Annotated in this window: 39 protein-coding genes and 1 tRNA gene; 17 read left to right on the forward strand and 23 right to left on the reverse strand. The window is 59.3% G+C overall.

Annotation, left to right across the window (positions count from 1 at the left end; genetic code table 11):
* Positions 1-19 precede the first annotated feature (19 nt).
* The 21 genes from ACTYOL_RS16005 to ACTYOL_RS16105 form a co-directional block, all read right to left on the reverse strand.
* Entirely contained in the window at positions 20-1,117 is a 1,098-nt protein-coding gene (locus ACTYOL_RS16005; protein ID WP_444756579.1) for a minor capsid protein, read from the reverse strand.
* Entirely contained in the window at positions 1,044-2,495 is a 1,452-nt protein-coding gene (locus ACTYOL_RS16010) for a DUF4055 domain-containing protein (protein ID WP_444756580.1), read from the reverse strand. Before ACTYOL_RS16010 ends, ACTYOL_RS16005 begins: the two co-directional genes overlap by 74 nt.
* Complete coding sequence (locus ACTYOL_RS16015) at positions 2,495-3,823, reverse strand: phage terminase large subunit family protein (RefSeq protein ID WP_444756581.1); 1,329 nt, start codon at positions 3,821-3,823, stop codon at positions 2,495-2,497. Before ACTYOL_RS16015 ends, ACTYOL_RS16010 begins: the two co-directional genes overlap by 1 nt.
* Positions 3,798-4,274: a DUF2280 domain-containing protein gene (locus ACTYOL_RS16020; protein ID WP_444756582.1), complete on the reverse strand. Its 477-nt coding sequence runs from the start codon at positions 4,272-4,274 to the stop codon at positions 3,798-3,800. The genes ACTYOL_RS16015 and ACTYOL_RS16020 overlap by 26 nt, the downstream gene beginning before the upstream one ends.
* A gap of 31 nt (positions 4,275-4,305) precedes the next feature.
* Complete coding sequence (locus ACTYOL_RS16025; protein WP_444756583.1) at positions 4,306-4,929, reverse strand: putative metallopeptidase; 624 nt, start codon at positions 4,927-4,929, stop codon at positions 4,306-4,308.
* A 333-nt stretch (positions 4,930-5,262) separates the two neighbouring features.
* On the reverse strand, positions 5,263-5,445 hold the full coding sequence (locus tag ACTYOL_RS16030) for a hypothetical protein (protein ID WP_444756584.1): 183 nt from the start codon (positions 5,443-5,445) through the stop codon (positions 5,263-5,265).
* Positions 5,446-5,454: 9 nt separating this feature from the next.
* A complete protein-coding gene (locus ACTYOL_RS16035; protein WP_444756585.1) occupies positions 5,455-5,646 on the reverse strand; it encodes a hypothetical protein in 192 nt (63 codons plus the stop codon).
* Between the two features lie 48 nt (positions 5,647-5,694).
* Positions 5,695-5,958 carry a hypothetical protein gene (locus tag ACTYOL_RS16040; protein WP_444756586.1) on the reverse strand — a complete coding sequence of 88 codons (264 nt, stop codon included), beginning with the start codon at positions 5,956-5,958 and terminating at the stop codon, positions 5,695-5,697.
* 1 nt (position 5,959) lies between these two features.
* Positions 5,960-6,283, reverse strand: a complete 324-nt coding sequence (locus tag ACTYOL_RS16045; protein ID WP_100413161.1) for a peptidase M48, Ste24p — start codon at positions 6,281-6,283, stop codon at positions 5,960-5,962.
* A gap of 81 nt (positions 6,284-6,364) precedes the next feature.
* Positions 6,365-6,438 (reverse strand) — tRNA-Ser (locus ACTYOL_RS16050).
* 91 nt (positions 6,439-6,529) lie between these two features.
* Positions 6,530-6,787: a hypothetical protein gene (locus ACTYOL_RS16055; RefSeq protein ID WP_444756587.1), complete on the reverse strand. Its 258-nt coding sequence runs from the start codon at positions 6,785-6,787 to the stop codon at positions 6,530-6,532.
* Between the two features lie 109 nt (positions 6,788-6,896).
* Entirely contained in the window at positions 6,897-7,160 is a 264-nt protein-coding gene (locus tag ACTYOL_RS16060; protein ID WP_416766550.1) for a hypothetical protein, read from the reverse strand.
* Positions 7,161-7,285: 125 nt separating this feature from the next.
* The gene (locus tag ACTYOL_RS16065) at positions 7,286-7,972 is read right to left on the reverse strand and encodes a hypothetical protein (protein WP_444756588.1); all 687 of its coding nucleotides are present in this window, start codon (positions 7,970-7,972) and stop codon (positions 7,286-7,288) included.
* Positions 7,969-8,571, reverse strand: a complete 603-nt coding sequence (locus ACTYOL_RS16070) for a recombination protein NinG (protein ID WP_444756589.1) — start codon at positions 8,569-8,571, stop codon at positions 7,969-7,971. The genes ACTYOL_RS16065 and ACTYOL_RS16070 overlap by 4 nt, the downstream gene beginning before the upstream one ends.
* Positions 8,562-8,876 (reverse strand): hypothetical protein, encoded by a 315-nt coding sequence (locus ACTYOL_RS16075; protein ID WP_444756590.1) that lies wholly within the window; start codon positions 8,874-8,876, stop codon positions 8,562-8,564. The genes ACTYOL_RS16070 and ACTYOL_RS16075 overlap by 10 nt, the downstream gene beginning before the upstream one ends.
* Positions 8,876-9,274, reverse strand: a complete 399-nt coding sequence (locus ACTYOL_RS16080; protein WP_416766542.1) for a recombination protein NinB — start codon at positions 9,272-9,274, stop codon at positions 8,876-8,878. Before ACTYOL_RS16080 ends, ACTYOL_RS16075 begins: the two co-directional genes overlap by 1 nt.
* Positions 9,267-9,488, reverse strand: a complete 222-nt coding sequence (locus ACTYOL_RS16085) for a hypothetical protein (RefSeq protein WP_416766540.1) — start codon at positions 9,486-9,488, stop codon at positions 9,267-9,269. Before ACTYOL_RS16085 ends, ACTYOL_RS16080 begins: the two co-directional genes overlap by 8 nt.
* 169 nt (positions 9,489-9,657) lie before the next feature.
* The gene (locus ACTYOL_RS16090) at positions 9,658-10,461 is read right to left on the reverse strand and encodes a hypothetical protein (RefSeq protein ID WP_444756591.1); all 804 of its coding nucleotides are present in this window, start codon (positions 10,459-10,461) and stop codon (positions 9,658-9,660) included.
* Positions 10,451-11,434: a phage replication protein gene (locus ACTYOL_RS16095; protein WP_444756592.1), complete on the reverse strand. Its 984-nt coding sequence runs from the start codon at positions 11,432-11,434 to the stop codon at positions 10,451-10,453. The genes ACTYOL_RS16090 and ACTYOL_RS16095 overlap by 11 nt, the downstream gene beginning before the upstream one ends.
* Before the next feature lies 1 nt (position 11,435).
* Entirely contained in the window at positions 11,436-11,747 is a 312-nt protein-coding gene (locus ACTYOL_RS16100; RefSeq protein WP_444756593.1) for a CII family transcriptional regulator, read from the reverse strand.
* A gap of 2 nt (positions 11,748-11,749) precedes the next feature.
* Positions 11,750-11,983 carry a hypothetical protein gene (locus ACTYOL_RS16105; protein ID WP_444756594.1) on the reverse strand — a complete coding sequence of 78 codons (234 nt, stop codon included), beginning with the start codon at positions 11,981-11,983 and terminating at the stop codon, positions 11,750-11,752.
* Between the two features lie 103 nt (positions 11,984-12,086).
* Between ACTYOL_RS16105 and ACTYOL_RS16110 the strand changes: the two genes are divergently transcribed.
* The 15 genes from ACTYOL_RS16110 (at position 12,087) to ACTYOL_RS16180 (ending at position 21,200) form a co-directional block, all read left to right on the forward strand.
* Positions 12,087-12,821 carry a S24 family peptidase gene (locus ACTYOL_RS16110; protein ID WP_444756595.1) on the forward strand — a complete coding sequence of 245 codons (735 nt, stop codon included), beginning with the start codon at positions 12,087-12,089 and terminating at the stop codon, positions 12,819-12,821.
* A gap of 2 nt (positions 12,822-12,823) precedes the next feature.
* Positions 12,824-13,060 carry a hypothetical protein gene (locus ACTYOL_RS16115; RefSeq protein WP_444756596.1) on the forward strand — a complete coding sequence of 79 codons (237 nt, stop codon included), beginning with the start codon at positions 12,824-12,826 and terminating at the stop codon, positions 13,058-13,060.
* A 123-nt stretch (positions 13,061-13,183) separates the two neighbouring features.
* Positions 13,184-14,170 carry a P63C domain-containing protein gene (locus ACTYOL_RS16120; RefSeq protein WP_444756597.1) on the forward strand — a complete coding sequence of 329 codons (987 nt, stop codon included), beginning with the start codon at positions 13,184-13,186 and terminating at the stop codon, positions 14,168-14,170.
* Between the two features lie 212 nt (positions 14,171-14,382).
* Positions 14,383-14,808 (forward strand): hypothetical protein, encoded by a 426-nt coding sequence (locus ACTYOL_RS16125; RefSeq protein WP_444756598.1) that lies wholly within the window; start codon positions 14,383-14,385, stop codon positions 14,806-14,808.
* Positions 14,809-15,255: 447 nt separating this feature from the next.
* Positions 15,256-15,441 carry a hypothetical protein gene (locus tag ACTYOL_RS16130; protein WP_444756599.1) on the forward strand — a complete coding sequence of 62 codons (186 nt, stop codon included), beginning with the start codon at positions 15,256-15,258 and terminating at the stop codon, positions 15,439-15,441.
* 168 nt (positions 15,442-15,609) lie between these two features.
* Positions 15,610-16,284, forward strand: a complete 675-nt coding sequence (locus ACTYOL_RS16135) for a polysaccharide lyase family 7 protein (protein WP_444756600.1) — start codon at positions 15,610-15,612, stop codon at positions 16,282-16,284.
* A gap of 681 nt (positions 16,285-16,965) precedes the next feature.
* Entirely contained in the window at positions 16,966-17,277 is a 312-nt protein-coding gene (locus ACTYOL_RS16140) for a hypothetical protein (protein WP_444756601.1), read from the forward strand.
* On the forward strand, positions 17,274-17,465 hold the full coding sequence (locus ACTYOL_RS16145) for a hypothetical protein (protein WP_444756602.1): 192 nt from the start codon (positions 17,274-17,276) through the stop codon (positions 17,463-17,465). The genes ACTYOL_RS16140 and ACTYOL_RS16145 overlap by 4 nt, the downstream gene beginning before the upstream one ends.
* Complete coding sequence (locus ACTYOL_RS16150; RefSeq protein ID WP_444756603.1) at positions 17,462-17,635, forward strand: hypothetical protein; 174 nt, start codon at positions 17,462-17,464, stop codon at positions 17,633-17,635. The genes ACTYOL_RS16145 and ACTYOL_RS16150 overlap by 4 nt, the downstream gene beginning before the upstream one ends.
* A gap of 122 nt (positions 17,636-17,757) precedes the next feature.
* Positions 17,758-18,267: a zinc-finger-containing protein gene (locus tag ACTYOL_RS16155; RefSeq protein ID WP_444756604.1), complete on the forward strand. Its 510-nt coding sequence runs from the start codon at positions 17,758-17,760 to the stop codon at positions 18,265-18,267.
* Positions 18,268-18,313: 46 nt separating this feature from the next.
* Positions 18,314-18,640, forward strand: coding sequence for a hypothetical protein (locus tag ACTYOL_RS16160; RefSeq protein WP_444756605.1), 327 nt, complete (start codon positions 18,314-18,316; stop codon positions 18,638-18,640).
* A 197-nt stretch (positions 18,641-18,837) separates the two neighbouring features.
* On the forward strand, positions 18,838-19,563 hold the full coding sequence (locus ACTYOL_RS16165) for a hypothetical protein (protein WP_444756606.1): 726 nt from the start codon (positions 18,838-18,840) through the stop codon (positions 19,561-19,563).
* On the forward strand, positions 19,560-20,057 hold the full coding sequence (locus tag ACTYOL_RS16170; RefSeq protein WP_444756607.1) for a siphovirus Gp157 family protein: 498 nt from the start codon (positions 19,560-19,562) through the stop codon (positions 20,055-20,057). Before ACTYOL_RS16165 ends, ACTYOL_RS16170 begins: the two co-directional genes overlap by 4 nt.
* Before the next feature lie 7 nt (positions 20,058-20,064).
* Complete coding sequence (locus ACTYOL_RS16175) at positions 20,065-20,583, forward strand: hypothetical protein (protein WP_444756608.1); 519 nt, start codon at positions 20,065-20,067, stop codon at positions 20,581-20,583.
* A 242-nt stretch (positions 20,584-20,825) separates the two neighbouring features.
* On the forward strand, positions 20,826-21,200 hold the full coding sequence (locus ACTYOL_RS16180; RefSeq protein ID WP_444756609.1) for a hypothetical protein: 375 nt from the start codon (positions 20,826-20,828) through the stop codon (positions 21,198-21,200).
* 118 nt (positions 21,201-21,318) lie between these two features.
* Here the strand turns inward: ACTYOL_RS16180 and ACTYOL_RS16185 are convergent, their stop codons facing one another.
* Positions 21,319-21,846 carry a hypothetical protein gene (locus ACTYOL_RS16185; protein WP_444756610.1) on the reverse strand — a complete coding sequence of 176 codons (528 nt, stop codon included), beginning with the start codon at positions 21,844-21,846 and terminating at the stop codon, positions 21,319-21,321.
* A 12-nt stretch (positions 21,847-21,858) separates the two neighbouring features.
* On the opposite strand from ACTYOL_RS16185, the gene yejK reads away from it, so the two are divergent.
* On the forward strand, positions 21,859-22,866 hold the full coding sequence (gene yejK / locus ACTYOL_RS16190; protein WP_444756611.1) for a nucleoid-associated protein YejK: 1,008 nt from the start codon (positions 21,859-21,861) through the stop codon (positions 22,864-22,866).
* A gap of 30 nt (positions 22,867-22,896) precedes the next feature.
* On the opposite strand, the gene ACTYOL_RS16195 is transcribed toward yejK, so the two are convergent.
* Positions 22,897-23,481, reverse strand: a complete 585-nt coding sequence (locus ACTYOL_RS16195) for a RipA family octameric membrane protein (protein WP_444756612.1) — start codon at positions 23,479-23,481, stop codon at positions 22,897-22,899.
* 207 nt (positions 23,482-23,688) lie between these two features.
* On the opposite strand from ACTYOL_RS16195, the gene ACTYOL_RS16200 reads away from it, so the two are divergent.
* Positions 23,689-23,964, forward strand: coding sequence for a hypothetical protein (locus ACTYOL_RS16200; protein ID WP_444756613.1), 276 nt, complete (start codon positions 23,689-23,691; stop codon positions 23,962-23,964).
* Positions 23,965-24,204: the final 240 nt, after the last annotated feature.

Raw genomic sequence — 24,204 nt, forward strand, 5'->3', positions numbered from 1 at the left:
CCCGAGAAAGAGGGGCACTTTAACTAGGCACTTCTGCCTGTTCAAACGCTAAGGGCTCAATTTTTCTCATTTCGTCAAGCGTCAGCGGCTTGAAATTCTTATCTAGCTGCAAGGCTGCGAAGCGCTCGGCAGTCAGGCCCCCATCGCGGAACAGCTTGCCCCGCACCGGCCCCAGCGCAGCGTCCTGGAAGGCCGCTGGCTGCGTTTTAAGCCACTGGTAGTAGCTGAGGCTTGCCGAGACCTGCGCGCCGCCATCCGCGCCCACTGCCGCCCTCGTGGCGCCCTGGCCGAACAGCGCCGACAACCTTGTGATGGGTGAGATGGTGGTTCGGCAGTGGATGTGGAACGGGGGCACAGGCCCCTTCCCCACCTCGTAGTCACGACCATCCAGGCTCCGGCACTGCACGCTGGTCTTCCTGTCCAGGGTGGCGACGATGCGATAGCCCGGCACTACCTCGGCATTCGCCTTGAGCGTTTCCATTCGTGCCGTGGTGGCCACATGCTGGACTGCGGTCTGGACGACTGCCCGGGCGCTTCTGTTGGTGACCGCCAGCACGCCATCGGTGAAGTTCTGCGCCGAGGTGCCGCGAATGGCCTGGGTGATCTCGGCGTTGGTCTGGCCCTGTACGACACCCATCCGGATGGCGTTAGTTACCCTGTCGGTTTCAGTGCGGGTCCAACCACTGAGGAAGGGCTTGAGCAGCTTGCCGCCATCCACCCCTGCCACCTGCAGAGGCTGCGTGTTGATCGCCGCCTTGAGCAGCGAATCCGTCGGCATGACCGCGTCGATAAGCAGCGCCTTGGCCAGGCTGCGGCCTTCGAACGCCGCCTCGTACTGCGCGATGTCCACCAGGTCGGACTGCATCCGGTCACTGAAGGCTTTGTAGATCTCCAGCAGCTTGCCCCCTACCCGCCCAAGGAATTCCTCCAACCGGCTCCGGCCGTAGGTGGTAAGCTCCTTGCGGGTGAGCTGGTCACGGACATGCGTGTCGGCCCGGCGCAGGTAGGTTTCGAACTTCTTGACCTCGCCCGCCTTCAGCCGCTCAAGCAGTACCGAGTGGCGGCTTACCTGCTCCAGCAGCTTCTCGTCCGCCGTCTGCTCCGGTTTCATAGCCATCGTCTTTGTCCAGGTTGACGCCGCCCGCGCCGTGGTCGTCGCCGATCAGTTCGGCCTCTTCGTCGTAGGGGCGCTCGGGAAGCTTCCCAGTGGTGAGATACTGCCAGTAGGTCTCGGCGCTGATTGTGCCGGCCATGACGCTCTTCTGCAGCTCGGCCAGCACCTGGGCGTTGACCTCTGGGATCACGAACTCCGGCTTGACCGTGAAGACCACTTCGTCAGGATTGAAGCCGGTCCACTCTGCTGCGTACCGCAGGGCCTGCTCGATCGCGGCGGCTGCGGTGATGACGATGCTGTGGAGCGTCGCGTGTTGGTCGTTCTGCCGGGTCTTGCGGGCCTCGCCCGACTCGGTGCCGGAGACGTCCATGACCTTGGCGCCGGCTTCAAGCGCGGCGTTTTTCTGATCTTCCATCGCGGTGCGAACGGCCTGGATGCCGGCGCCTTGGAACTCCAGGTAGCCGCACGACCCTTTTGGGCCCAGATCCCAAGCCGCCGATGGCCCGGTTACGCTCAGCTCTACGCTCTCGTCTAGGCCGGACACCCACGGCTGCGGGTGGCTGGTCTGGTGCAGTGCGGTGAAGTAGTCGGCGCTGAGCTGGTAGGACTTGAGCGCGGCCCGAGCCATGGTCAGCAGAGGGATCTCATCCACGTCGGGCGAGTTGTCGGTGGAGCCGCAGTAGATCACCGGGATGTAGCCCAAGCCGCGCACCAGGTTGTTGCTGCCGTCGACGGTGCCCAGTGGGCGGTCGTCTTCGATCAGATCGCCAGCCTCGTTACGTACACCAGTGCGGCAAACCGAGCCGTCCATGTAGAACTCGCGGTAGACCGTCTCGCATTCGTGACTGTAGCGATCCTGCTCCTTCCGTCTGAACTCGCGGAAAACCGACAGCACCAGGTCTTGGCGACCACCCTGGTCGGCGGTGTCCCAGTTGATGGCGTTGCGAACAGCATAGGTGGCGAAGTACGGCTGGCCCGCGTCATCGATGTTGACCACCAGTGGCACCCGGCCATGGGAAATGGCCTGACGCACGATCCTGAGGAACAGCTGGGTCAGGCCGAATCCATCAGCCGTGGCGTTATCCTCCAGGCTCTTCAGGCCCGCAGGCAGCTTCACCTCGGGAATCAGCCGGGAGACCAGGCCCATCATCGAGCGCAGCGAATCCCGCACCCAGTGCTCGTACTGAGCCCGGTCGGTGTAGTTGCGGTAAAGATAGGCATTGCCGGCGCCGTCTAGCTTCTCGGCTTCTGTCATGCCGCTCGGCTTTGGTAGGTTACGCGGGCTGCGCTTGATAGCGCCCTCGCCCTCCAGGGCGTCGTCCATCATCCGCCACTCTTCGATGTGAGCGTCGTAGTCTGGGTTGGTGGATTGAACAGGCATTACGCCAAACCTCCGATGCGGCGGGTGCCGGCGGACTGAGTCTTGATCGGGAACCGCTTGGCGATGAAGTAGCCCGCGGCGTCGTTCATGTGGTCGTGCCCCTTCTTCGGATCTTTGTCCGGCTCACCCTTGTCGGTGTAGGTCTGCCGCTCCAAGCATTGGGTGAGCTGCGGGCATTGGTCGATGTTGACCTTCAGGCGCCGCTCCCCGTAGGTGTTGAGGAACATCGAGTTCACCGCGTTGATGCGATCCTTCACGCCGGGGTTCTGCGAGTCGACCACCACGGTGAAGCCAGCCTTCTTGAGCAGGGACAGATCCGATTCGCTAGCGTTCTTGCTGCTCGTGTTCTGGCCGCTGGCGTCCGGGTAAACGGAAACGCTGTGACCCGAGAACCGCACCTTGATCTTCTCGATCATCTCCGGCGTATCGCGCACCGAGTGGAACTCGTCGAGCGCCAGTGGCAACCCGTCACGGACCACGTACACAACCGCGGCCATCTTCATGACGTTGAAGTCCATGCCAATGTGCACGGCCTCGCCCGGCTTGACGCGCTCACTGGTGCGGCACTCGGCTCGGTCGAAGGTGTAGTAGACGACCCCGGCATAGTTTTCGAAACCGGCCTCGTACTCCTGGCGGAACGTACGCGGGTCCATCTTGCGGCGAGCGGCATCCAACTCTTCAGCCGGGACGTTACCGCCCTGCAGCGAGGTGTACTGCCAGCTCTTGTGGTCAGGCTCACCGCCTGGCTGCCCATCGCGATAGGTGTCGTAGCAGTGGTTGAAGCCCTTCGGGGTGCCGATCCGCAGCGCATGTCCGCCCTTCCTCGACTCCCCTGTCTGGGGGATCGTGTACTGGCAGGTGGAGAGCATTGGCCTGAGCACTTCTTCCCAGGCCGCCCACGGGCAGTCCGCCCATTCATCCACCAGGACGAAGAACAGACCAGAACCCCTCAGGTTGTCGTAGTTGTCGAGACCGACCACTCGCATGATGTGACCGGACTTTAGGGTGATCGAGCACTCGGTCTCGTTCGGCCGGGCTGCCCGCCAGGCCTCGGGTATCGCCTGCTTCAGCCGGCGCCAGAAGACCCGCTTGGCCTGCTTGAACGTCGGCGCGCCATACCAGATCTCGTCCTCTACGCTGACGCCCCACTCTGCCGCCAAGCGCGCCGCGCGGCGCATCTCTGCCTTGCCGAGGAATGTCTTGCCGAATCGACGCCCGCACACCGCATCACGAAAGCGAGCCTCAGGCTGGAAGCCCCACACGTAGATGTTCGCCTGCTTCGGCGTCAGCTTGACCGGCGCCTCATAGGTACGGGGTAGCGGGGACATTCTCGTCTGGCTCCAGCTTGTACTCAGCAACGGCGTGCTGCTGGTCCGCCTGGGAGCCCAGGGGCTTGTCGGGTTCGAGCTTCCGGTTGACGTACATGTCGCCGCATTCCTTGGCAGCCTGTTCATACAACTGAGCTGTCAGGGCCAGGTTGCGCATGTTCTCGGCCTTCTCAGCCATTCGGCCAAGGCCACGGAGCCGGAACGCTCTGTTGGCGATCGGTATCTCTGCCGTCTCCTCGCGGAAACGCTTACGGGTGTCCTCGAAAAGGGTCCGCCACTTGACTGCCAAGTTGGCGCCAGCTCGCTTGGTTGGGTCGTGCTGCTCCACCTGCTGGCGGGTGACATCGATGTCGAATTCTTGCTTAACGGCTTGTGAGACCTGGGTGGGCGTGTCAAAGCACGCCAAAGCCTGAACGATGAAGGCTTTCACATCGCTTTTCAGGGCTGCCATAGGTTGGATTCCGTCTCATGCCTGTCTCACATCAGGCCGACTTGAGCAGACAGGTTCCGCAGGCCCTCGCAATGTTGATCTTGGCCACCTCAGGCGGCCGGCTTGCAGCGTCGATAAGCTGCTGTACGTCTTCGCTTGCACCGTAGCGCTTCACCACTCCAACGAACTCTTCGACGTCGTGGCCGCGCATTTCAAGCTTGGGCAGGCCATCCTGGGTGAACTTGGGAGCGCCGTACTGATCGGTCGCCTGGGCGATATGGTAGAGCTCGTGCTCGACCAGGGCGCAGAACTCGGCGTCGGTGCACTGGGCGCAGTAGTCGGCTGCCAAGGTGATCAGGTAGGCCGGCTCCTCGCCGAACCAATCCCGCATCTGTTGCTCTTGCCGGGCCTTCTGCCATCCACCTGCGCGGAACATCAGCTGCTCGGCCTGGCCTAGCACCACCCTTCCCTGCTTGGCGAATCCAGAGGATGCCCAAAGCACTCCAATGTTGGCGTCGATCAGGTGAGAGTGGTCTTCGTTGTGGATGCTGCCAGTGTTAGCCAGGATCTGGCGGCTGACCCAATCCCACACTTCAGGAGCTGGCACCAGACGTATTCCGAAATCAGAGAGCTCTGAAAGCCCAAGCAGTGATTGAGGAGGAATAGGTCTTTCCATCGGTCACCTGACATTCAAAACGCACACGAATCAATTTCAGACCGCAAAGCGGGGCGAATACGGCCCTCACGGAAGAGTTAACCGCGGAGGATAGGAGGCTCACACAGTAAGTGGAGTTACGACATGCAAAAAACAGAAATTGCCTTGGTCTTGATCCTCAGCACGGTCGCGGCTTGGCCATGGCTAAAAAAGCTCTTCACGTGGAAGTCAGCACTCATACTCGCCCTTGGAGGGGTCGTCCTCTGGCAGATGGTTAAGGCTTAGTCAACAAGAAACCCGGCTCGGAAGGCTCGTTCGCCTCCCAGTCGGGTTGCTTTGCTGTCACGGTAATTCCTACGAGGTGAACTCAAGCCACTCTTCAATGATTCGCTGGATGACTGGCTCGGTCAGAATTGCGGAAGGTTTCAAGCCTTTCGCGACGTCTTCCAGCAGCGCTACCGGGATTACGTGCGCAGCGTCTGCAGCGTTCACGACCACATGAGGGCGCATGTCTTCCAGGGAAACGACATCGCCCATGGGTCTCTCCTATTCGCTGACCATCTTGTGCGTCTCGGCGTGGGCATGGCCGTGCAGCAGGCCAACCAGGAGCCCTTGTGGAAGGCCAGCTTCCTTCGCAGCATCAATGGCTTTCGCCAGGGCGGCGTCGAGCTCTGCGACTACGTGGGCGATATCCTTGCTTACCGGAAGTTCATGGCGAATGCGGGTGACGTTGCTCATTGCTAATCCCGCGCCACGCAACGGCGCATCTCGAATTTTTGGCGCGCTTCAGCCGAATACGTGACCGCGACGAGCCCAGGCATAGGCAACGACCCCGGAATGAAGCACCACGCCGAAAGGGTTGACCCAGTGCCCTTGAAGCGCAGTGACGAATGCACCGAACCCGCCAATAGCGACCAGGTAGAACGCAACGCTTAGCAGCGGCTGATCCACCGGGCGTACCTTGCGTAGGTAGTCACAGGCAGCAACCACCACCAGAACGCACAGGAACACGTCCAGGGCGGTAAGCGCTGAAACCAGGATGTTGTTCATATCAAGCACCTCGCGCCGTGACGAACGACCCCATGGCAGCCTTGATTGCCGGGATGATGTTCATCGCTGTGAGGCCCAGTACGAAGGCTACGCCGCACAACAGGTCATCAGTGACAGCGAGCTCGAGCTTGGGGGCAAGCCAGGCGGTGACAGGCTGCGTCAGGTAGACCGAGAAGCCGAATCCGGTAGCGACCGCGGTAGCAGCCTGGAACCGAGTCAGGTCCTTGAGGAAACCGAGCGATAGGATCGAGCCGATGAAGGCGGCCATCACCACCCCATACTTGCCCAGCACTACGCTGGCGGCTGTGCTTGTTGGTTCAGCCATAGGGGTGTCCTTGGAATAAAAAAACTTGCTTGAGACCCTCATTAGGGCGCGGGTAAGTGCGAGGATCAGCACACAGCGAATTGGAGCGGGTAGAGGGAATCGAACCCTTCTTTGCTCAGCATGGAAGGCTGGCGACGAAACGTACGCTTACCCGCAGAAACGAAAAAGCCCAGCGCAATGATGGCTGGGCTATAAATCCTTCACGCCGCACGACAGACGAGGGATCGGCGAGTCGCTGTCTTTCGATTAAGAATCTTCCTGCTTTTTCCTTAGCAAAGCCCTGACCTTAGATTCAGGCTCCGGCTCGGCCTCCGCAACATGCAGTAATTCGAGCTCAGTAATAGCGTTTGCTGCATCAATTGCCGACAAGTAAACGCCATAAATCCGACCGTTATGGAATACAACCCAAAACCATGACGATTCAGGGCAAAGATTTCTGGCGGTTTTCTGCCACTTCTCGCTCAGATCAGCGATATGAAGTCTATTCGTCCATAAATCAAGCATGCGCCAACCTCCGTTATCACGAAGACGGGATATTGCCTGAATTAGTCTCTAACGGATACCGCACCACCAAAAACCCGGCGCTTGGCCGGGCTTTCAGTGCGGCCTGCGATCAGACCGATTTGATGAACGCGTTCCACTCATCGATGGCCTCGTCGGCCGCCGAATTATGCTTGCGGACGGCGTCCCGCTGCTCCTCAACAAATTCCAGCATGCAGGACTTGTACTCCTCGACATCGCTCAGGAATTGCTCTCGCTCGTACGCATCTTCGAATTCGTAGGGGATGATCGGCTCGCTGCAATCATGCGAAGGCTGCATGAAGTCGGCATTGACGAAGGAGGAGAAAATGGCAAGAAGCAGGAGCGGCGTTCGCATTTCCTTTGCCTCGCAGCAAAAAGCCCGACTGGACCGCCGGGCTTTGATAGCCACTCCTAAAATACGCGCAGGAATGACAGGATGGGGATAATTTCGCTCAGTCGCTCACTGATGTCAATAGGCGATTACGCGGCATGACTCAGAAGCAGGCCTTCAGCCTCCAGGATCTGCTGAACCTGAGTCATCGCCTCATCGACCATCCCGTTGAGTTTTTCGTGGATGTCGGCCCGCCACCGGCGCCTGGTCGACTCTGGGGCTGCATCGAGGTCCCAGGTGTTCATGTCGTAGAAGCTGTCAGGGAGGATCAGAACATCTTCCTCTAGCGCTTCGACGCGCTTTCGCTCCGACGCTCCCACAGCCACTGCGGCACGAATAAGGGCCTCGCGGCGCCACTCAGGCAGATCCAGAGATATGTCTACCGAAACCGACTTGGTGCCCTTACGGCCAGCACCTGAAAGCTTCGGTATGGCCCAGGCAGTGACCGCCTTGAACACAAACAGCGGCTTGGCCGGGCTCGCGATAAGCGGCTTCACAGCGGCGATCGCCTGCACCTTCTTCGCCTTGCTGGTGCTGTACTTCGCCACCAGTGCATCCCAATGGCGCGGAATTAGCTGATGGTGGATGCGCGCCGCCAGCCAGTAGTCGACCTGTGTTCGGTCCAGATCGCCACCGCCGGACGACAGCGAAGCGAGGCAGCCACCCTCCTCCTCGTTCGGGTTGTACAGCTTCTGCCAGGCCTGGCCCTTCGCCGCGCCCTTCTCGCCTGCCGCCAGGGCGGCAACCACTGCTCCGGATACGCTCGAGTAGATCATGCTGCTGCCCTCCTAAGGTCTTTGAGTTTTTGCCTGTACAGCGCCTTGATGGCCTGCAGGTCTTCGATGGTCAGGCGCAGGGCCTTATGAGGGCCTTCCAGCCACTCGACCTGGTCTACACCGATGCGCTTCACCAGCCGGATGCGGTACTCGACCGCGTTACCCGACAAGTTGCGGTTGCACTTCACGCACTGCCGGTGGACGTTCAGCGGCTCGAACCGGAGTTCCGGGCAGGCTCCCACCGACCGGTAATGGCCGGCGTCCCAGCGGCTGCCAGTGATGAGGTCGTGGTCGCTCGGCAGCGAGTCGCAACTGATGCACGGCAGGCCGGCGTCGCGCTCGCGGATGTAGGCGTTGAACGCGGCTTGGGTTTCGGCAATGTGCTCTCGGCGCGTCTTGAGCTTCTCCCGGCGCTCCTGCAGGTCTTGGCGGGCCTGCTTGGTGATGGCCTTGGCGGCGACCTTCTGCAGCTTCGGGTCTTTGGCCATGGCTCGAGCACAGGCCATGCTGCACACCTTCTGCGTGGTCATCGTCGGGTGGAAAGGCTTGCCGCAGCCCGGCGCGCGGCACTTCTTCGGTTTGATCTCGGCTACGCGCATGGCTCGGCCTCCTTGGCTTTCTGCTGCTTGGGAGAGAAGTCGCCGCGCAGGGGCATGAGGAACTGCTCTCTGCATGGCCCTTCGGAGGTCGTCACGCCGCGCTTGTCGGTGTACTGGCCATCAGTCAGCCGAACGAGCCAGATACGGTTCTCCTCGACGTTGTCTACCCAGCCGCCAGACTCAAGGAAAATCACTCGGTCATCCCCAAGGTATTCAATCAGCTCCACCGTTCTACCCAGCGTCTCGTATGCCGAGAGGGTGCCGACGATCAGCGCCAGCTCGCCCGGCTTGAATTGATGGCTCATCAGTACTGCCCTCCCCACCGATCAGGCTCAGTCCAGCGCACACCGTGCTCGGCGCCGAAGGCGTGCATCACTTCGAACAGGTCGCTGAACCACTTCTGCGACTGCTTGCGGGTCGAGACGCCCAGAACGACGAAGCCGCCGTCGATCCCCGGCACTGCGTCTTGCTTTTGCACCGCCGCGCTGAAGATGTGCTTCCAGTCCTCGTCAGTGAGCTTGCGGCCGTACCACTCCACCTGCTGGGAGACGTCACGGAGCATGGCCCACATCTTCCGGTTGCAGACGTCCGGGCGCTTCTCGTCCTTGATCACCACAACCTTGGGCTTGGTCAGGTCGATGGCGTGCAGGGCGCCGTATAGGCGGCTGAGGTCATGGGTGCTGCGAATTGCGAACTCAGGCATTGGCCACCTCCTGCAGCTGCTTCTCCGCGGCACGCACCCTGGCGGTGAGCTGGCTGATCTCATCCAGCAGCCCCAACGCCACCTCCTCTACTGTCGTCTGGTCGAGGAACTCGTCCAGGGCGTCCGTGTGGCGCTCGAGGGCATCGCTGCCAGCTCGCCAGGAGACGACCACCGACCACAACAACGGCTGGAGCTTTTGCTTGTCGATAGTCATGCGCGGCCTCCTTGCAAGCGAATGGTTAACTCAGCCATACCGCCCCCTTGATCAATACTTTTCGGATTTATAAAATCTCGCGCAACGGCCTCAAGCCCGCGGAAACCTTGCGAAAAAGTGTCATCGCGGGTTAGAGGTCGATCAGTTTTCCTGCTCAAGATTTCACTCTTCACACCTCCTCCCCGGCCGGCTGAACGGCGTGCTTGATGTTCAACTCAGTAATGGCAGCGCGTGTCTGCCGCTTGCGTAGGTAGGTATCGACGCGGCGGCGCTGGACTTCCTTCGCGCGCGCTTGGTCCTTCTTGGCCTGGGCGGCCTCGATGATGCAGCGCACCTCAGCGAGCTTTTCGCGCACCTTGGGGCTGGCCTTGGCCCTCACCCGGCCATTGATCAGGCCTGCGATGGCGCGACCATCTTCAGTGGGATGAGCAATTCGCAGGTGCTCCAGATGCTTGGCTCCCACCTCTTGGCTGATTAGCTTCGAGCGCACCGCCGATTCGATGGCGATCACGCGACGGGAAGCGTCATAGCCCAGAGAGACTTCCCACTTGGCTGATAGCGCCGCAGCCCGGGCGGCGATCACCAAGCGCTCGTAGGCACTCATGAAGGCCATACGGGCGCCGACCTTGTCGCCAGCCTCCAGCACAGGACCGGACGCAGTCATGGCCTGCCGGATCTCGGCAGTCATCACCACCGTCTCGCTTTCGTCGCTGGCCGAGAGCGCGATGGCCCAGGCTTCGTCCTTGCCAGGGTGACCATCAGCGGCCTGCGCTTGCTTGAGGATCGCGGAAACGGTCAGGCGCCCACCTTCACGGCGGCAAGTGCGAAGGGCATCGGACAGCACGCCCTCGCTGTACTCACGCAGGTCCTCGACCATCAGCAGCGCAGCGCCCTGGGTGAGCTGCTGGCCCATCAGCTCAGCGGTGGCGAACAGGGACAGCAGCAGTTGGTCTTGCTGGTCTTCACTCAGCATGGGTTGCAGCCCTCTTGGCTCTAAGCGCTTCCAGGGCCTGCTCGGCGGCGCTGTAGTTGGCTTGGGTTTGCTCAATCTGGCGGGCAGCAGTGCCGGTCATCTGGCGGTTGGTCACCCACTGGGTGTGGTATGCCTCGGCGTTCTGGAGCAGGTCGCCAAGGCTGTGCATGCGGTTGACCAGCTTGCTGTCGTTGATCCGGACGAAGTAGGCGGCGACATGGTGGGCAACTTCGACGCCCAGGCGGTCGACCAGCTGACCGATCTGGCCACCGGCCTTGGCGTTCCACACCGGCCATGCCCCATGACGATTGCGGTAGGCCATGGCGTAGTTGGCCCAGGCCTTGAAGGTTTTGCATGTCGGGTCTTTCGGCCCCGGCATGTCGGCTGGGATTTCGCATCGCGGTGCAGACGAAGAAACCAGCATCAGCGCGGCAGGTTGCGACGGCGCAGCCGGAGCCTCCTGCACACTGTGACTGGTACCCTGATTGGTATCCTGATTACTGGTATCCTGATTTGTCGGAGATTTTTCCGACCCTGGCTCGGATTTTTTTCCGACCTTGCTCGGAAATTTGTCCGACCTTGCTCGGAGATTTTTCCGAGGTGCAGGATCGGATTTTTTTCCGACCTTCTCTTTCATGGTCGGATATTTTTCCGACCCGTCCAGCTTCTTGTTCCACTCCTTGCCCTTCTCGGTCAACTGAACAAGAGTGATGTTGCTGGTGCTGGAAAGGTTGATCAGGCCGGCACCTGCAATCGCCTTCAGCAGGCGGTAAGCGGTATCCGGCTTGTCGGTGAGCAGCGGCAGCTCCTCTACGATCTTCGCCTTGCTCAAGGCGTAGAAATCACCATTGTCCGTCTTGACCAACGTGGCCCAGCTTGGGCACTCGTAGACGAACGCGAACAGCAACGCCTGCTGGGCATTCAAACCCCAGTCGAGCGCCTTCGCCTGATTGATCGTGACGGTGAATTGCATGTCAGTCCCACCCCAGTGGGCCCGGCCGCTTCTTCTCGGCCTTGAGACCGATTCTGGCCATGGTCTCCAAAGCGGAAAGGTACTCTGCAGTCACGACTACTGCAGTCTGTGGGACAACCCGAAGACCAAGCATCGCCTGTACTTTCGCCCATCGCAGGTACTCACCGTCATTCCAGCGGGAAACTGTCGACTCGCTGCAACCTGTTTCCAGGGCAATGCGCTTTTGGCTGATTTGTGCAACCCGCTGCAAGATCAGGGTCTCGATCTCTCGGGCGATGTCGCCTTCGCTGAGGCTTAATTGGCTCTCAGACATGATCAGGCTACCCACTGCAACTCAGGCCAGATCACGTCCCAATCCTCTGGGCGCAGAGATTTACGGGTCAAAAGCCCATCACTCACGCGCTCAAGGGAAGAGGCCAGCACCGCCGACGCCTGCTTGTTGCCATACGCAATTTGCTTCAGGTAACCGCGGCTGGTGCCGGTCTGCTCAACATCCGCGTCCGAGGCGGTTTTCAGCCACTCCAACAACTTGGTGTGCTTGGTTCGCATCACGAATCTCCTCTGTGATGCGCAAATTATTACCGCTCGGTAACCTTTAAATCAATACCGGATGGTCATTTACCGGAAAGTAATGGCCATAGAGAATCGCGCAATGGAATTACGTGATGTGCGCAGGCACAACCTGCAGAAACTGATGGACAGGGAGTACGGAGCTGGGGTCCGTGGGGCGCAGTCGCGCCTGGCGATCAAGCTTGGTAAGCCTCAAAACTTCATTTCCCGCTGCTTGGCGCAGCCCGAAAGTCCAGGCGCTAAGACGATAGGCGAGAGCTTCGCGAGAGCTATTGAAGAGGCTTTCGGCTTATCGAGGTATGCGCTGGACGCGCCGCTTGATCTGACGTCGGACACGATCAGCATCGAAGGCCTTCCCGCCCCGCTGGCCCAGAAGATAAAAAGCTACCGCAACCTGGTGGATGTGCCCCGCTACGACATCGAGGGATCCATGGGGCCAGGCTCGGAGCCTCCCGACATCAACATGGTTGTTGAGCACATGAGCCTGGATGCGAATTGGGTACGCCAGAACCTGACCTATACCAAGCTGGAGAACCTCAAGCTCATTTCAGGCCGTGGTGACAGCATGGCGCCGACGATCCGCAGCGGTGATGCAGTGCTCGTAGATGCTGGGGTCAACTCGGTTGAAGACGATGCCATCTACTTCTTCCTCATGCGCGGGAAGCTGCAGATCAAACGGATACAGCGGGGCCTGGACGGGCTGACCATCATCTCTGACAACGGGCAGTACCCGCCAATCGAGGTGCCGGGCGATCGCGAGGCGGACATCACCGTTCTGGCTCAGATTATCTACTGGTGGACCGGGCGGAGTTTCTAGCCATGCCCCTAACCAAGCCCAACCAAGACCTGCGCCGCGACCTTCAGGGCTTGGCCTCAGACCTCAAATGGTCGGCCGTCGAGTTGATGCGGATTGCTGGGCGCTTGAGTGAGGCCGGAAACGAGGCCGACGCCCAGGCAGTGATCAGGATCTGCCAGGTGATGCAGGCTGGGGAGGATCGGTTGGTGGGGTATGGGGATGAAGTGAAAGCGGGAAGGATTGAGCGGACGAAGGAGTAAAGGCATACCTCTACGCATCTGATTTAGGCGAGACAACCTCATGCAAGCATACAAATTTAATAATGCTTGCATTTATGGGCACTGAAACCTACCATGCAAGCATAACCGCATGGAGATGCTTGCATGGTTGATAAAAATGAATCACCTAAAGCGGCTGGAGGTAAAGCCAGGGCAGATGCATTGTCTGCAGAAGAACGGCGCCAGATCGCAAAGAAAGCAGCTGCCGCCAGGTGGGGAGAAAAACCTCTAAAGGCCACTCACAAGGGCAATTTCCGGGAAGACTTTGGTTTCGACGTCGAATGCTATGTCATCGACGACGATTTAAAGACAGCGGTGATCAGCCAGCGGGGGATGGGTGAAACCCTAGGCCTTGGTGAAGGCGGAAGCCGGCTTCCAGCATTCATCAAGGGGCAAAAGATCTCTCCCTACGTTGGGCACGAACTTCGCGAAAAGCTCTCTAACCCTATGATTTTTCAGGGTCTATCGCCGGGCAGCGGAGCTCCTGCTCCAACGATTTATGGTTACGATGTTACGATTCTAATCGACATCTGCAATGCCGTCGTAACAGCGGAGTCAGAAGGCAAGCTACTTAAAAGCCAAGCGCATATTGCCAAGCAAGCCCGCATCATTCTTGGCGCATCGGGCAAGGCTGGTATTCAGGGGCTGGTATACGCTCTCGCCGGATATGACAGAACGAAGGAAGAGATTGTTGCCGCATTCAGGCACTTCGTTCAGGAAGAGGCTCGAAAATATGAGCAAGAATTCCCTAATGAGCTCTACCTCGCCTGGCATCGCTTGTACAAGATTCCCGTTCCTACGAGAGGGAAACCATGGAAATGGATGCACCTGACTCGTAAGCATATTTACTACCCCCTTGCACAAAGTAGCGGAAAGGTCCTAGACCTTCTGCGGGCGCTACGCGACCGGGACCCGAAGAAGAAAAAGCTTTTCCAATTTCTTAATGAAATTGGTGTTCGGGCATTGCGTATTCACATGGGGCGCATTCTGGAAATGGCTGAATCATCAGCTACTAGCGCTGAATACGAAGCAAAATTTGCAGCCCGATTTGGACGACAGCAAGAACTAGATCTTACACTGATCGAGAAGTAGCGGTTATTGCCCTGCCACGCTGAAGGATCAGCACCCGTCGCACAGAGCCCGCCTCGGCGGGCGTTTTCATGCCTTCACGCTTTTTTCACGCCCTACCCTGCACAGTCAAGGCACATCCGAATTCCCTTTAGCCCGCATAGCAGTGCGGGCTTTTCTTTGCCTGCGTGATGGCGGATGGGGTGATACGATGGCGCTTTCTCAGGAAGAGCAAAATGCGCAAGCTACTTCTAGCTACTCTGTTCACTTCCCTCCTCTGGTCAACCCTGGCTCCCGCAGAGCCGACCTATATCGAAAAGATGAATGGCCTGCCCGCCGTCTGCAGCATTGATGCGATTGAGCAGCAGACCAAGGTTTGGGATGCAGAAAGAAAATATGGCGAGGGCAGCAAGCGCTGGTCGGAGGCCTTCCATCACCGCCTGGATGTGGTCATGGTCTGCGTAGATGACGCCAAGAGCAAAGGAAAAGCCTTGTACAAGGCCGAGGCAGATCGTCTGCCACGGCTGAAATCAGAGCTGTCCGACATGTACGTCTCGTGGCTCGGTTATCTGGACCACCTGATTGACGACGACCGCGATGCCTATGAGCGCCAGTATGAGCTTTCAGCAAACAGGCTGAAGGCACAGGTCGATTCTATGTAGCCACCACACTGGCATCCCAAGCCCGCCAAGCGCGGGCTTTTTTGTGGGCGCGTGAAACTTTATTACCGAACGGTATTGACTTGAATTATTACCGTGCGGTAACTTTAATCCATGGGGGCGCCGCACAGCCCCTCGGAAGGCCCTCAAGCCTCACCGCTCTTTAACAGCCAGCGCCATGCCCGACTACCCGGCCCAGCCGATTAGGTCACTCCCGGCTCCATCGGTGGGAGGTCAGTAAACCGATGAACAAAATCGCACTTGCCTCTACCCGCGACCGGCGATCCGACAGGCCCGAAAGCCTGCCCACGCGCAGCCCACTGCGACGGCGGACGAGGTGTTGACCGAACTGAGTGAATGACCTGGTAAGCGGGTGCGGAGAAACACCACGAGATTCACTGAAGCACCTGGGCGACCGGGTGCTTTTGGAATCCACTGGAGGAACACGACATGCACCTGAAAGACCAAGGCTTCAAGTTCTGCATCAGTCCGGACAAAAAGCAGGGCCAATGGCTGCACCCAGCCGTGTTCAAGGTCATGCACCCCGACTGGACCGACGTTACGGAATGGCCTACCGAACAGCTGGTCGCCTACCTCACGCAAGCGCCGCAGCAGCAAGAGCTGTTCGCGGCATGACGATGTCACTGGCTGGCCTTGGCGACAGGGTCAGTTCAGCCCAGACGATACGCCCGGCCACGCATCCCTCTGCGCATTCCGAGAGTGCCCAGAGGGATGCGGGCGCCCGCATCACGGTTGGAAGGCAATCGTGCCAGGCCAATGATTTTATCGTCAGGAGAACACCCCATGACCGTAAACATCAGCAATCTAACGATCACCACACCCGTACCAGTATCTTCGACAAATCCAGTCGCCCTTGAGGTGAACGGCGCTGTAGCAATCGCCCAGTTTCCGAGCGTCGTGAAGGTCCTGAGTGACGGTTCTATCCAATTTTCGGCTCCCACCAAGGGCGCCTCGAGCAAAAGTACCCGTCGGACCCGCTGCGAGTGGTCTGAGACTACAAACTGGTCCCTGGCCAGTGCAGCAAACCACCGCAATCGTCAGGAGATGACCCTTACCAAGGTCAACTCTGCCCAGAAGGTCGTGATCTCGCAGTTGCATGTGCGAGGCGATGACGGCCCACCGGTTAAGGTGTTCTGGAACAAGGGCAACATCACGATGGGCTTCCGCACAACCTATAACCTGGCCACGCCGGTGAACACGACTGTGCTGAAAGGCGTCCCGATCGGGGCGAAGTTCACCGTTTCCATCGACGTCACGACCCAGGGCTTGGTGACCGTTTCGGCGCAGTGTAACGGGGTGTCGGGCTCGTCAGGCGCCCTGCAGCTCGGCGACACCTGGGACTCGCATCTCTTCGAGTTCCACGGCGGAGTCTACAACCAGATCGACTACACCGAGGCCACGCCAGCCGAGGATGGCTCAATCTGCATCATCAGCAGCCTCTCGCTGACCCACCGCTGACCTACCGACAGCCTGTCGTTAACTGCCCGATGCCCTGCTCCCCATCGCAGGCTGCATTGGGGTGTGATCTGTGAGACGTGGCCGCTGAAACCCAAGCGCTTAGATGGATGCGCCGAAACGCGGAAACGGGGCGCTCAATACCAGATCACACCCCGATGCATCTTCAAAGCAGTCAAAAAAATTGAATCAGCTAATTGCCTGCTTGGTCAGGAATTATGAACGCAGTAAATCTGACGAGGTAACAGCAATGACTATCCAGGCAGAGACACTCGCTCAACTGACCAAAGCTCTCCAAGAGCGCGGCATGAAACTCGTAACAGACGTTGCATTTACCAGAGCGCCATACCGGCAAAACCATCGGTGGATCTGCATCGTCGAGTAGCAATTCTATTTGCCGGCGGCTCGGGCTAAGACCCCACCGCCGGCCCCGACCACATAGCGTCAACGACACACTACCTAGATCCACACCCCCTTCCCTTCACATACGACCGCATTGGCAGGCGCCAGGCCACCTTTCACGGTGGGTTTGGTCACCCGCGCCTGGCGTCTGGCCAATGCGGCTGCACAACCAACCTGGAGGACGCCATGGGCGCACTGCGAGCAGCACAGTTTGAGTACGACAACCGGATGCCGCCGACGGTGAGTGATCAGGCCGGGGCGGGCGAGATCTGGATTCAGGACATGTTCCATCAGCTTCTGCGTGGCGCCGATGCGACGTTCCAGGTTGGCAGCGAGGTCCGCGGTGTCACCTACGAGCGCTTCGCCCAGGCCGTGGACGAGCACGCATCGCCAGGCATCACTAGCCCAAGTGCCGTGGGCAGGCTTCTTCTGGCCGCACGGCGCCGCGACGCGAGCGATGCGCACAACGTGTACCACGAGGTGATGGCCTCGCCCTGCCCTGACGCAGTACTAGAGCGACTGGCGCGCGATCTGCTGACGCCATTCGCCGCCGCCGGAGTACAGGCCCAGGTCTACGAGGCATGGGAGCCATGAGCCCGCATGTCCTGATTGATCAGCAGCTTGATGCCTTGGTGCACCCGGGTACGCCAATCAGCTACTCAACAATCATCGGCCATCAGCTGACGGAAATGCTCCGCGACGGACGCATCACCATCGAAGAGTTCAACCACTACTGCGAGCGCCTCAACAAGATCGTTGATGGGCGCAAGGAGGTTGCATGACCACACCAATCGTGAAGACGCTCATCGACGAGCAGGTCGATGAAGCGAAGGCTGCCCAGGTGCGCGGCACCTTCGAGTTCCCACGCAACATGCTGGTGAACGAGTTGCGCTATCCGATCAAGGCCGAGTGGCTGAAGCGCCGGCCGATCAGCACCAGGCCACGGCCATGACACGTTACCAACGCGCCCGCCGCCTGGTCATCTGGCGCGGCTCCTTCTCTGCCCTATTCGCCTGTACCGCCTTCATGCTCGCCAGCGCACTGGCTGGCTCCATCACCAACTAGGACAACCCCATGACAATCGATCCTCGGGCAAACGCCCCCGAGCGCATTGCTGCGCCTGTTCCGCTGCCTCACGTCAGCCGCAGGGCACTCAAACGCGTGAAGAACCCGCTCCCAGCTCCGTGCGAGTGCCGCTACTGCGGTGACCAGGTTGATCTGGTCTGCAACTCGGAGATCTACAACGGGCGCAGCTACGGCGACTGGCCGTATGCCTACCTCTGCTCTGGCTGCTACGCCTATGTAGGCCTGCACCCAGATACAGACATTCCGCTCGGGACGCTGGCCGATAGCGCGCTGCGCGCCGTGCGCAACCGCTGCAAGGCTGTCTTCCACAAGCACATCACTGATACCGGAATGGGCCGCACACAGGCCTACCGCTGGCTGGCCGAGCAGATGCAGATCGAAGTCGGCGTCTGCCACTTTGGCTGGTTCGAGCAAGCCGACTGCGAGCGCGCCGAAGCCATCGTGAAGTCAGCTGCGCCTCAAACAGCCATGGCGATGGCATTCGCAAAAGCCCGATAACTCAAACACATCAGCGCCAACCGCATGGATGGCGCGGGAGATACGTATGTCCGATATCTGCGTACAACTCGAACAGCCCCAGGTCGTGAACCTGACCCCTGAAATCCTCGCCAAGGCCTTCTGGGCGATGGGCAGCGACGGCCAAGCGGCCTTCTTCGAAGAACTGGGGAAAGTGGTCGAGCAGGATCACCTCACCAACACCAAGTCCTACTCCTATGGCGAGCTCCAGTGGTGCTATCTCAAGGACGAACTGCGTAAGCCGGGCATGGAGCGCGCCAACAAAATGCACATGGCACTGTCTGCTTTCGCTTACGACTTCTGGCCTATCAAGAACAACGGCGCCCGAGAAGGCCTGCAAAACATCATCGGCTGATAGCCGAATCCAACTACCGAATCACACGCACCCGAGTACGGCGGGCCCCGCGGGGATAACCGTGCCCGCAAGGGAGCGTAAGCCGGTAGAGCGCGCACCCATCACCGGCAGCCAGGGCGTGGGTCAACCCTCATGCCTGCGTGACCTGGCATCACCACCTTTCAACTTACGGCGCCGGCCTGGCGCGAGGTTTTCAAATGACCACCAACATGAGCATCTGGGAAAAGGTTCAGACGACCGACACCCGATTCACCAAGGACGCCAAGGTCGGCGGCCAGCAGATCACCAGCCTGAACGGCACCGCCATGATCATGAAGGCCACCGAGGTATTCGGGCCGGCCGGCATCGGTTTCGGCTGGAACGTGGTTGAGGAGCGTTTCGACAAAGGCGCCGAGATGTTCAGCGGCGAAGGCGACAAGCGCGTCAGCCTTGGCTTCGAGCTCAACCACACCATCAAGATCACCTTCTGGTTCATGCTCGACGGCAAGCGCGGCGAGATCGAGCAGTACGGTTGCACTCAGTACCTCTACAAGTCTAAGTACGGCACCACCACTGATGGCGAGGCGCCCAAGAAGTCGCTGACCGACGCTATCAAGAAGGCCCTGTCCATGCTGGGCTTCAGCGCCGACGTGTTCCTTGGCATGTTCGAAGACACGGATTACGTGCAACAGCTGCAGGCCGAGCAGGCCATCGAACAGGCCGAGGACAAGGCGGCCGAGCAGGAGCGGCAGCGCCTAGAGCGCCTGGAATGGCTCAAGTCATCGATCGAGACCATGGCCGGCGCTGTGACCATGCACGAACTCAAGACTCTCAACACGCGATTTATCAAGAGCGCCACAGCGCGCAATGAAGTCGCGTTCATTCGCCGAATCACTGAGGCGTTCGAGGCTCGCAAGTCCGAGCTAGAAGGAGCAGCAGCATGAGCCATCTCTACGAGTTGACAGGCCAGTACAGAGAACTTGCCGTGCTGATGCAAGACGCAGACGAAGACATGGCTATCGCTGTGCGCGACACCATGGGCGCCATTGAGGCTGAGTTCAACGACAAGGCACTGGCAGTAAGCAGGGTCATTCTGAACATGGATGGCGATATCGAGGCCGTGGATGCCGAGATCGATCGACTTCAGGAGCGCAAGCGGATCATGTCCAACCGTAAGGGCCAGATAATTGAGTACCTACGCGAGAACATGGAGGCGGCGGAGATCACCAAGATCAGCTGCCCACTTTTCACGATAACCCTGGCCAAAGGTCGCGAGTCGGTTGTGGTCGATGACGAAAAGCTGCTGGACGATGATCTGGTTTCCACCAAGGTCACCCACACCCCTGACAAGAAAGCCATTGCCGACCGCATAAAAGCCGGGCAAGAGGTGAAAGGCGCGCGGCTTGAGCGCGGTAAATCATCCATACGGATCAAGTGAGGATGACATGAACCCATCAATCGACCTGGAGGACGCACCAGCGGCCTTCTTTGCCTCAGGCGGCCAGCTCATCGTGCTGGATGGTTTCACTTACCAGCCGCTTCCGCCGCGCAGGCACCCAAAGCCAAGGAAGAAGCCCGCCAAAGCGATCGCGCAAAAAGCGCCAACCGACCACGCAAGCCGAGTCAGGGCTCGCGTGGAAAGAATCGCAGAGCTTGCCAAGACCATGACTTGCACCGAGGTCGCGAGTCTTCTTGGCGAAAGCAAGGGCGCAATGTGGGGAGTAGCTGCCCGCGAGGGCTTCAAGTTCTCCTCACGGACAAAGCAGCCCCGGCCAGTGAAGGAAAAGCCCGGGCCAACCCAGGAGGACCGCGACATGGCCGACAAGATCATCGCCCTTCGCGATGCAGGAATGTCCCGATGCGGCGTGACCGTTGAGCTGGGGATCGGCAACTGCAGGCTCGTACGGCTGCTTGCGCTATTCGAAATCGACTTCCCGCTCCAGCGGAATCGGGGTTGTCCATGATCGCCACCATTTCAGAGCCCGTGCCTGCCGTGAAATATGCGGCAGCCATGGCCAGGTCCACTGGTCAGCCTTGGGGCGTATACCGAGGAAGCAGGCGTCTACTGGTAGTCATGCCGTCGGGCTCGACGAAGAAAACGCCCATTGAGGTGTGCCACCCATGAGACGCATCCAGAAAATCACGCAGCAGCGCCGGCGCCAGCTGCAAATGCGGATCCCCCCCAGCGGATTGAAGGAGGTGCCGTATGGCGATGTCTCAGCAGGCCCGCGACGAGAAGCGCAGGGCCAAGGCCGAGCGCCTGCAGGAAGAAGACCTGCGCTTGAAGGTTCGGCCGGGGACTAAGCAGGCCCTGGTCGAGATCAAGGAATGGGCCGAAGTCGAGGAAAACGGCGAGGCCATGACCCTGCTGATCCACCGCATCCATGAATTAGGGCCTGAAGCGGCCCGCCACTTCCTCAGTGCGCCGCGCCACGAAATCAAACTTTCCAGTTCTGTGGTGCGCAAGCTCGATCAGTTCAGGCTGGGCCGAGAGCTGCGCGCGCCGGGCCTGGAGCCCGGCGACGATCCGGACGATACCGGCTTGATGCTGCTTGCGGAGCGAGTTGAGATCCGGACGTAGCAATTCAGGCACGGCGCGCAAGACTTCAACATGCAGACAAAGCCAGCGCACCAGGGGAAAAAATGGAGGAGGCGACTGAAACTTCTCCAGTCAAGACCGATCAGCCCCTCCCGTTTGTTTATGCGGTACGAGGACTCGAAAGCACTTTTCGCAAAACTGCGCATAGCAGCCGATAGCTCATGACGTCCTCGTCTTCAAGCAACAGCACCTCATTGGAGATTGTTTGCACGACCCCTTCTGGAGAGAAATAGAAACGACCTGCCTCTACTTTTCTGTCCGCATGAATGGACGGCACCAAGATTAATGCTTCGACTCGGCATTGATCATCGTTTGCCACCACATCAAACGTAATCTCAAACTGTTTCCCGAGAACATCGCCGGAAATATTTCCCGTTTGGTCAATCGCGATGCTCGCGTTGCCATTCAGCATCGTGCTGGAGAACGTAGGCCAGTGCGCAACCATGGCTGCTAATAGCTGCTGAGCAGTGTTGAGCCCTCGATGATTTCTGGTCAAAGTGGCACTGAAACGATCGTAGCTGAATTCGAAATCCGCTGTATTCATAGCAAGTCCTTTGCCCGGCCACATGCCGGTCACCCGTAATACCCCATCCCACCCCAAATTGCCACCATGCCGCCAGCCGGCCACGGAGAATCACCCATGCCTATTCGCCACGCAGTGATGCACTTCATCGACAAGAAGCCAGACGGCAGCCCGGCGGTTCTGCACCTGGCCAGCTCGGACTTGCCGGAAAGCGGCGCCATCGAGAACCTGCTGCACGATGTGAACGACACCTACAACGCCAAGACTGGCAAGGGCTGGGGCTTCTTCCATCCCGAGTCCGGCGCGTACCCGCTCAGCGGCTGGCTGGCCAAGTCCATGACCGACGAAATGGCGTTCATCGACTTCACCCGCGCCGCGGCTGAGCACCTGGCCAGGCTGATGGAAGAGTCGAACCTGTCAGTCGGCGGCCACGTCATCTTCGCCCTATACACCCAAGGCATGACCGACTACCTGACGATCGCGATCCTGCAGCAGATCGAGACGGTAGCAGTTGCCCATGACCTGACTGTCGCAACCTCGCGTCAACTCGACGCGCGCACGCTGCACTTCGCCGCACGCATTAACCTGAGCGAGTGGAAGAACAACCCGGCGTCACGGCAGTACGTGTCGTTCATCAAGCCCAAGGGCGGGCGAAAGGCTACCGCCTACTTCCGCGACTTCATCGGAGCTCAGGAAGGCATCGACGCGCCCGGCGAGACCCGCACGCTGCTCAAGGCCTTCACCGACTTCGTGAAGGATCAGGACCTGGCCGGCGATACTGCGAGCGAGAAAAGCGGTGACCTGGTGGCCTATGCCCAGGAGCAGGGCAAGATCGGGGCACCAGTAAGTCTCGCCGAGTTATCAGCCCTGCTGGACGAAGACAACCCGCAAACATTCGCAGACTTCATCAAGGCCCGCGACTACGGAATCGCCGAGAGCTTCGCCCCAGACAAACGCACCCTCACCCAGTACCGGCGCTTCACCGGGCGCGCCGAGGGTATGTCAATCAGCTTCGAAGCACACCTGCTCGGCAAACGCGTCGAGTTCGACCAAGAGAGAGCCAGCCTGGTCATCAAGAACCTGCCGACGCAGCTGATCAACCAGCTCAAGCGAAACGCAGCCTGATGCGGTTAGATCCGGTCAAATTTGGGCAAACTAACGCTTGAAGCCCGTAATGAAGTCCGGGACCGTAATACACCATCCAAAGTTGACCGTGCAAAGTAGCAAAACTGCCCAGATCCCCATGAGGGATATGCCGAGTTTGATGGGAACCCGACTCACAGAGTACTTCTGAAGTATTAGAGCTCGAATTATGCTACTTCCGGTTCCCACTTCAAGCCGAGATTGAACGTCAGCTTTGATCTGCTTCGGGTTCTTGGAAAAAAGCTCGACGGGTGCTCGATCTCCAACATCGTTAAGGAGCTTAATCAATCGGAGTTCTGCCTCTTTAAGCTCATGTTCCCAGTGCTCTTGCCAGTATTTTGCCCCCGCTGCGATCTGTGTCTGGTACCAGGAAACGATCACACCGGTTACACAAGCCATGAACGAGACCACTGGGAACGCCCCAGCCGATTGGACCAGCCCAGCGAAAAGGACGCCCTGAAAAATCATAAGGAAGTTGTTTCTGTTGGCAAGCTGGCCGATTTCGAAATTTCTTATCTGAATGCATTGCTCGTAAAGACGCTTGGCGGCCGCCAAAGGCTCATTCGTTTGGGTCAAGTCATCATCTCCCGGCTTCATTTGATCTCCTTATTGGCGTCATGCCACACAGTAGAAAACACTAATTGAAGCCATTTTGCCATCACCAAGCGTCAGCAGGGCGCAGGAGTAGAGCATGAGCACATTCGCAGTGTTCGGCATGACCGCCGCAGCAGCGCTTGCCGATGCCCGAAAGAAAACCAAGGCCACCAAGCCCAGCGGAAAGGCTGGCTGCCCCCCCCCCTGGACATGACGCTCGCCGAGTGGGAAGAGGCGGTGCAGCGCAACGCTGAGGCGATCATGGCCGGCGAGAAGGTCAAGCAACTGAGCGTGCTGTACGACACCCCGCAGCATGCTCAGCAGTTCATCGAGCTGGCCAAGCGAGCTGGGGCGTGTCGAGACCTGCGCATCCGCTGCAAGGCCGCCCTGCTCGACGAAAAGGGACGCACGATTATCAGCCCCAAGACCAAGATGCCCGTTATCGGCTGGTCGGACTGGAGGCCTGATATCCATAAAGCCGCCTGATCCGTTCACAGCTGACCGATACGCAGGATCCAGTAGATCGCTCTCAGCAGAGCTGTGACGAGTTTTAGAAGGCTGATTAGTCGCTTCATGGTAAGGAGCCTCTGTGGTGAGTAGGTCTCCATGTTCCTATCACGACCGTTTTCGCATCCATGGGTGAAACCTGTAGGAAGCGCTTCTACAGCGAGAAACTTTCATTCAGCCCCTACCCCCTTGACAGCCAATTCGGTCGTGACGACCGCG

The organism is Pseudomonas sp. A014 (assembly GCF_052378495.1).
Taxonomy (GTDB): Bacteria; Pseudomonadota; Gammaproteobacteria; order Pseudomonadales; family Pseudomonadaceae; genus Aquipseudomonas; species Aquipseudomonas machongensis.

Coding starts and splice junctions, on each gene's coding strand:
- ACTYOL_RS16170 (WP_444756607.1), top strand. CDS start 19,560: ATGAGCCATCTCTACGAGTTGACAGGCCAGTACAGAGAACTTGCCGTG.
- ACTYOL_RS16085 (WP_416766540.1), bottom strand. CDS start 9,488: ATGACTATCGACAAGCAAAAGCTCCAGCCGTTGTTGTGGTCGGTGGTC.
- ACTYOL_RS16005 (WP_444756579.1), bottom strand. CDS start 1,117: ATGGCTATGAAACCGGAGCAGACGGCGGACGAGAAGCTGCTGGAGCAG.
- ACTYOL_RS16075 (WP_444756590.1), bottom strand. CDS start 8,876: ATGAGCCATCAATTCAAGCCGGGCGAGCTGGCGCTGATCGTCGGCACC.
- ACTYOL_RS16200 (WP_444756613.1), top strand. CDS start 23,689: ATGACGCTCGCCGAGTGGGAAGAGGCGGTGCAGCGCAACGCTGAGGCG.
- ACTYOL_RS16130 (WP_444756599.1), top strand. CDS start 15,256: ATGCACCTGAAAGACCAAGGCTTCAAGTTCTGCATCAGTCCGGACAAA.
- ACTYOL_RS16180 (WP_444756609.1), top strand. CDS start 20,826: ATGGCGATGTCTCAGCAGGCCCGCGACGAGAAGCGCAGGGCCAAGGCC.
- ACTYOL_RS16030 (WP_444756584.1), bottom strand. CDS start 5,445: ATGGGCGATGTCGTTTCCCTGGAAGACATGCGCCCTCATGTGGTCGTG.
- ACTYOL_RS16110 (WP_444756595.1), top strand. CDS start 12,087: ATGGAATTACGTGATGTGCGCAGGCACAACCTGCAGAAACTGATGGAC.
- ACTYOL_RS16020 (WP_444756582.1), bottom strand. CDS start 4,274: ATGGCAGCCCTGAAAAGCGATGTGAAAGCCTTCATCGTTCAGGCTTTG.
- ACTYOL_RS16155 (WP_444756604.1), top strand. CDS start 17,758: ATGACAATCGATCCTCGGGCAAACGCCCCCGAGCGCATTGCTGCGCCT.
- ACTYOL_RS16100 (WP_444756593.1), bottom strand. CDS start 11,747: ATGTCTGAGAGCCAATTAAGCCTCAGCGAAGGCGACATCGCCCGAGAG.
- ACTYOL_RS16135 (WP_444756600.1), top strand. CDS start 15,610: ATGACCGTAAACATCAGCAATCTAACGATCACCACACCCGTACCAGTA.
- ACTYOL_RS16145 (WP_444756602.1), top strand. CDS start 17,274: ATGAGCCCGCATGTCCTGATTGATCAGCAGCTTGATGCCTTGGTGCAC.
- ACTYOL_RS16125 (WP_444756598.1), top strand. CDS start 14,383: ATGCGCAAGCTACTTCTAGCTACTCTGTTCACTTCCCTCCTCTGGTCA.
- ACTYOL_RS16060 (WP_416766550.1), bottom strand. CDS start 7,160: ATGCGAACGCCGCTCCTGCTTCTTGCCATTTTCTCCTCCTTCGTCAAT.
- yejK (WP_444756611.1), top strand. CDS start 21,859: ATGCCTATTCGCCACGCAGTGATGCACTTCATCGACAAGAAGCCAGAC.
- ACTYOL_RS16025 (WP_444756583.1), bottom strand. CDS start 4,929: ATGGAAAGACCTATTCCTCCTCAATCACTGCTTGGGCTTTCAGAGCTC.
- ACTYOL_RS16065 (WP_444756588.1), bottom strand. CDS start 7,972: ATGATCTACTCGAGCGTATCCGGAGCAGTGGTTGCCGCCCTGGCGGCA.
- ACTYOL_RS16080 (WP_416766542.1), bottom strand. CDS start 9,274: ATGCCTGAGTTCGCAATTCGCAGCACCCATGACCTCAGCCGCCTATAC.
- ACTYOL_RS16090 (WP_444756591.1), bottom strand. CDS start 10,461: ATGCTGAGTGAAGACCAGCAAGACCAACTGCTGCTGTCCCTGTTCGCC.
- ACTYOL_RS16175 (WP_444756608.1), top strand. CDS start 20,065: ATGAACCCATCAATCGACCTGGAGGACGCACCAGCGGCCTTCTTTGCC.
- ACTYOL_RS16040 (WP_444756586.1), bottom strand. CDS start 5,958: ATGAACAACATCCTGGTTTCAGCGCTTACCGCCCTGGACGTGTTCCTG.
- ACTYOL_RS16055 (WP_444756587.1), bottom strand. CDS start 6,787: ATGCTTGATTTATGGACGAATAGACTTCATATCGCTGATCTGAGCGAG.
- ACTYOL_RS16140 (WP_444756601.1), top strand. CDS start 16,966: ATGTTCCATCAGCTTCTGCGTGGCGCCGATGCGACGTTCCAGGTTGGC.
- ACTYOL_RS16165 (WP_444756606.1), top strand. CDS start 18,838: ATGACCACCAACATGAGCATCTGGGAAAAGGTTCAGACGACCGACACC.
- ACTYOL_RS16045 (WP_100413161.1), bottom strand. CDS start 6,283: ATGGCTGAACCAACAAGCACAGCCGCCAGCGTAGTGCTGGGCAAGTAT.
- ACTYOL_RS16195 (WP_444756612.1), bottom strand. CDS start 23,481: ATGAAGCCGGGAGATGATGACTTGACCCAAACGAATGAGCCTTTGGCG.
- ACTYOL_RS16015 (WP_444756581.1), bottom strand. CDS start 3,823: ATGTCCCCGCTACCCCGTACCTATGAGGCGCCGGTCAAGCTGACGCCG.
- ACTYOL_RS16120 (WP_444756597.1), top strand. CDS start 13,184: ATGGTTGATAAAAATGAATCACCTAAAGCGGCTGGAGGTAAAGCCAGG.
- ACTYOL_RS16095 (WP_444756592.1), bottom strand. CDS start 11,434: ATGCAATTCACCGTCACGATCAATCAGGCGAAGGCGCTCGACTGGGGT.
- ACTYOL_RS16010 (WP_444756580.1), bottom strand. CDS start 2,495: ATGCCTGTTCAATCCACCAACCCAGACTACGACGCTCACATCGAAGAG.
- ACTYOL_RS16035 (WP_444756585.1), bottom strand. CDS start 5,646: ATGAGCAACGTCACCCGCATTCGCCATGAACTTCCGGTAAGCAAGGAT.
- ACTYOL_RS16150 (WP_444756603.1), top strand. CDS start 17,462: ATGACCACACCAATCGTGAAGACGCTCATCGACGAGCAGGTCGATGAA.
- ACTYOL_RS16160 (WP_444756605.1), top strand. CDS start 18,314: ATGTCCGATATCTGCGTACAACTCGAACAGCCCCAGGTCGTGAACCTG.
- ACTYOL_RS16105 (WP_444756594.1), bottom strand. CDS start 11,983: ATGCGAACCAAGCACACCAAGTTGTTGGAGTGGCTGAAAACCGCCTCG.
- ACTYOL_RS16070 (WP_444756589.1), bottom strand. CDS start 8,571: ATGCGCGTAGCCGAGATCAAACCGAAGAAGTGCCGCGCGCCGGGCTGC.
- ACTYOL_RS16115 (WP_444756596.1), top strand. CDS start 12,824: ATGCCCCTAACCAAGCCCAACCAAGACCTGCGCCGCGACCTTCAGGGC.